The organism is Chryseobacterium sp., from assembly GCF_022712095.1.
Classification (GTDB): domain Bacteria; phylum Bacteroidota; class Bacteroidia; order Flavobacteriales; family Weeksellaceae; genus Chryseobacterium.
The window spans coordinates 1-4064 of the sequence record NZ_JALAHD010000309.1 but is presented as its reverse complement, the minus strand read 5'-3'; the positions used below and the strand labels follow the sequence as shown (position 1 = coordinate 4064).

Annotated in this window: 3 protein-coding genes; all 3 read left to right on the top strand. The window is 34.5% G+C overall.

The features are described 5' to 3' along the window. The first annotated feature begins 27 nt into the window (after positions 1-27). The 3 genes from Q0A18_RS15585 to Q0A18_RS15575 all read left to right on the top strand — a co-directional run bounded on the left by Q0A18_RS15585 (position 28) and on the right by Q0A18_RS15575 (position 3939). Positions 28-423, top strand: a complete 396-nt coding sequence (locus tag Q0A18_RS15585; protein ID WP_292011085.1) for a hotdog domain-containing protein — start codon at positions 28-30, stop codon at positions 421-423. After that, positions 420-980, top strand: a complete 561-nt coding sequence (locus Q0A18_RS15580; RefSeq protein ID WP_292011084.1) for an AraC family transcriptional regulator — start codon at positions 420-422, stop codon at positions 978-980. Before Q0A18_RS15585 ends, Q0A18_RS15580 begins: the two co-directional genes overlap by 4 nt. A 115-nt stretch (positions 981-1095) precedes the next feature. Next, on the top strand, positions 1096-3939 hold the full coding sequence (locus tag Q0A18_RS15575) for a heavy metal translocating P-type ATPase (RefSeq protein WP_292011083.1): 2844 nt from the start codon (positions 1096-1098) through the stop codon (positions 3937-3939). The last annotated feature ends 125 nt before the right edge of the window (positions 3940-4064 follow it).

Below are 4064 nucleotides of genomic sequence, written 5' to 3'. Positions count from 1 at the left end.
CTAAATTTGCTGACAAATAAAAAGAACATGAATTATCATACAAGAAAATGGGTAAAACCAGAAGATCTGAATCCTAACCATTCTCTATTTGGAGGTCGATTATTACAATGGATTGATGAAGAAGCAGCTCTTTATGCCATCATACAACTGGAAAATACAAAAGTAGTCACCAAATTTATTTCGGAAATTAATTTTATAAGCTCGGCAAAGCAGGGTGATATCATAGAAATAGGAATCGAAGTTTTAAAATTCGGATCATCATCCATCACTTTACAGTGTGAAGTAAGAAATAAAATGACTCATCAAACCATTATTACGGTTGATAAAATTGTAATGGTTAATCTGGATGAAGATGGAAATCCATCTCCTCATGGTAAAACGCAGGTAGAATTTGTAAAAGACAGATTAAACAGTCGCTCATGAAGATTTTTATAAAAAATATGGTCTGTAACAGATGTATTACCGCTGTTGAAAATATTTTCAAGGAGGCCTATATTGATATAAAATCTATTAAACTTGGAGAAATAGAAACCGAATCTGATTTGTCTGAAAATAGTCTTGATTTACTGGAAACAAAATTGAAAGAGATCGGATTTGAAAGAATTAAAGACTCTGCTCATCAGCTGATAGAAAAAATCAAGAATATGATCGTCTTAAAAATCAGTGAACTTGACATTGCTGATAATTTTTTATTATCAGAATTTTTAAGCTCAAACCTTCATAAGGATTACAGTTCTCTCTCCAAAACTTTTTCACACAATGAAAACATTACACTGGAACAGTTCTTTATTCTTCAAAAAATTGAAAAAGTAAAAGAACTCCTTTTATATAATGAATTTAACCTTACAGAAATTGCCGGAAAATTAGGATATAAAAGTGTACAACATTTATCTTCTCAATTCAGGAATATCACAGGCTTCACTCCTACCGAGTTCAAAAAGCTCAAAATCCACAACAGAAAGCCCCTGGATAGTATCTGATTTTCGTTATCAGAGATATAATGATCCTAATTTCTAAAATTATATAACTAATCTCCTTAAATTTATAACAAGTAAATTTTTTCATTTTGGAAATTTGTACTATAAATTTAGGATTATGGAACAAAAATATAAAATACAGGGTATGACCTGTTCCGGCTGCCAGAAAAAAATCTCAGAAAAGCTGAATAGTATTGAAGGCATTCGCGCAGATGTTAATTTAGAAGATAATATTGCTACCATTACTACAGATAAGGAGATTGAACTTGCTGTTCTTAATAAAGCCCTTTCAGAAATAGGCAACTATAAATTAAATGACCCTACTGCAGTTACAGCTGATTTTATAAAACCACAGGATCGCGTTTCACCTTCTTCCGTATATTATTGCCCTATGGAGTGCGAAGGAGATAAAGTGTATTTCAAGCAAGGGGAAAGATGTCCTGTATGCAATATGTATCTGGTACCTATTGAAGAAAAATTAGCGAAAGACCCTAATCATAAACCTGTTTACTCATCTCAGAATCTACCTGAAAATTTTAAAGATAATATAGGAAAATATTATTGTCCTATGTTTTGTGAAGGGGATAAGATATATGACGAAAAAGGAGACTGTCCCGTGTGTCATATGCATTTGGAACAAATTACAAAAGACAGGGTGAAGAATTCAGGTTCCGGGCATGTACATCAACATTCTCACACTCACCAGCATGAAAATCCTAAAATAACTGATGACAGGGCGGGGAAATATTATTGTCCCATGTATTGTGAAGGTGATAAAACCTATGACAGCAATGTAGGATGCCCGGTTTGCGGAATGGACCTGGTTAAATATCCAGAGAAGAAGACAGCTAAATATACATGTCCAATGCACCCTGAAATCATAAGAGATGAACCGGGAAGCTGTCCTATCTGCGGAATGGACCTCGTCAGAATACCTGATAAAGATGATGACGATGATGAAACTTATAATATTCTTAAAAGAAAGCTCATCATTTCTGCACTATTTACCATATCTGTAGTTTTTCTTGCTATGGGAGGAATGTTTATTAACTTTCCGTTTTCTCATACTGTACAAGGGGTTATGGAACTGGTATTTACTATTCCTGTTTTATTTTATGCCGGCTGGTTTCTAATGAAAAGAGGCTGGATTTCTTTCAAAACATGGAACTTAAATATGTTCAGTCTTATTGCCCTGGGGGTTGCAGCAGCATTTATTTTCAGTATTGTTGCCTTAGTTTTTCCTGGAATTATTCCTCAGGAAATACAGGGACACGGCCAGGAAGCTCCTTTATACTTTGAAGCTGTATGTGTAATTCTTACTCTTGTCATTTTAGGACAATTAATGGAGGCTGCAGCTCATAAGAAAACCGGAAATGCTATAAGGGAGCTGATCAACCTGTCTCCTGACGAAGCTAACCTCATGATTAATGGAGAAGAAAAAAAAGTGGATCTTTCAGAAATAAAGATAGGGGATCTATTAAAAGTAAAACCGGGAGAAAAAATCCCTGTTGACGGCAAAATTGTAGAAGGAAATTCTATAGTGGACGAAAGTATGATCACTGGGGAACCTATTCCCGTTACAAAAAATCAGGATGATAAAGTTTCTTCAGGAACCCTTAACGGAAACCAAGTATTCATCATGAAAGCTGAAAAAGTAGGTAATGAAACTTTACTATCTCAGATTATCAAGATGGTGAATGACGCCAGCAGAAGCAAAGCTCCCATTCAGAAACTTACCGACAAAGTATCTAAAATATTTGTTCCGACCGTTATTGTTATCGCTGTTCTCACCTTTTTTCTATGGCAGTTATTCGGACCGGAAGGAAAAAAGACTTTATTTGCTTTTGTTAATGCCGTTGCTGTTCTTATTGTAGCATGTCCATGTGCATTAGGCTTAGCTACCCCTATGTCTTTAATGGTAGGTATAGGAAAAGGTGCTAAAAATGGTATTCTTGTTAAAAATGCTGAAGCTTTGGAACAAATGAACAAAGTAAATGTTCTAATCACTGATAAAACAGGAACCTTAACGGAAGGAAAACCATCAGTAGAACATATTGAAGCTATTGATAAAGAAAACCAAGAGCTTGTCTTGAAACTTGCACTCTCACTTAATCAAAACTCTGAACATCCTTTATCCAGTGCAGTCATCAATAAAGCTAAAGAAAGGAATATCTCCCCTGAGAAAGTAGAAAACTTTGAAAATGTATCAGGGAAAGGTATCAAAGGAAATATTCAGGGAAAAACAGTATATCTGGGAAATGAGAACCTACTACACTCTTATAACATCTCTATTTCTGAAAACCTTAAACAAAGAGCTACAGAGGCTCAGCAAAAAGCGCATACTGTTTCTTATATTGGAGAGGGTAATAAAGCTCTAGGCTTTATCAGTTTTACCGATAAAATAAAAGAGACTTCTAAAAAGGCTATCGAACAACTAATTCACGAAGGCATAGACATTATTATGATGACTGGAGATAATGAACATACAGCCAAAGCAGTAGCTGATGAATTAGGAATTAAACATTATAAAGCCAATTGCCTTCCTGAGGATAAACTTAATGAAGTGAAAAAACTGCAAAAAGAAGGTAAGATTGTTGCTATGACCGGAGATGGTATTAATGATTCACCTGCACTTGCTCAGGCCAATATAGGTATTGCTATGGGAACAGGAACGGATGTAGCTATCGAAAGCTCAGAAATAACATTACTAAAAGGTGATATTCTTGGGGTTGCTAAAGCAAAAATCCTGAGTGAAAAACTGCTTAGAAACATTAAAGAAAATCTGTTTTTCGCTTTTATTTATAATGTATTAGGGGTTCCCATTGCAGCAGGCCTGCTATATCCTTTCTTCGGAATACTCTTATCTCCAATGATCGCAGCAGCAGCAATGAGTTTCAGTTCTTTATCTGTAATTCTTAACTCGTTAAGACTCAATTCCATTCATCTGGAAATCGAGAAATAAAAAACATTTAATCATTATATATTTTTTAAGGGGTGTTTACAAAAAAATTGTAAACACTTTTTTACTCCAATATCTGAAAGTCCTTAAAGATAAAACAATTTTGATCATATACCTTCTTCTAATTT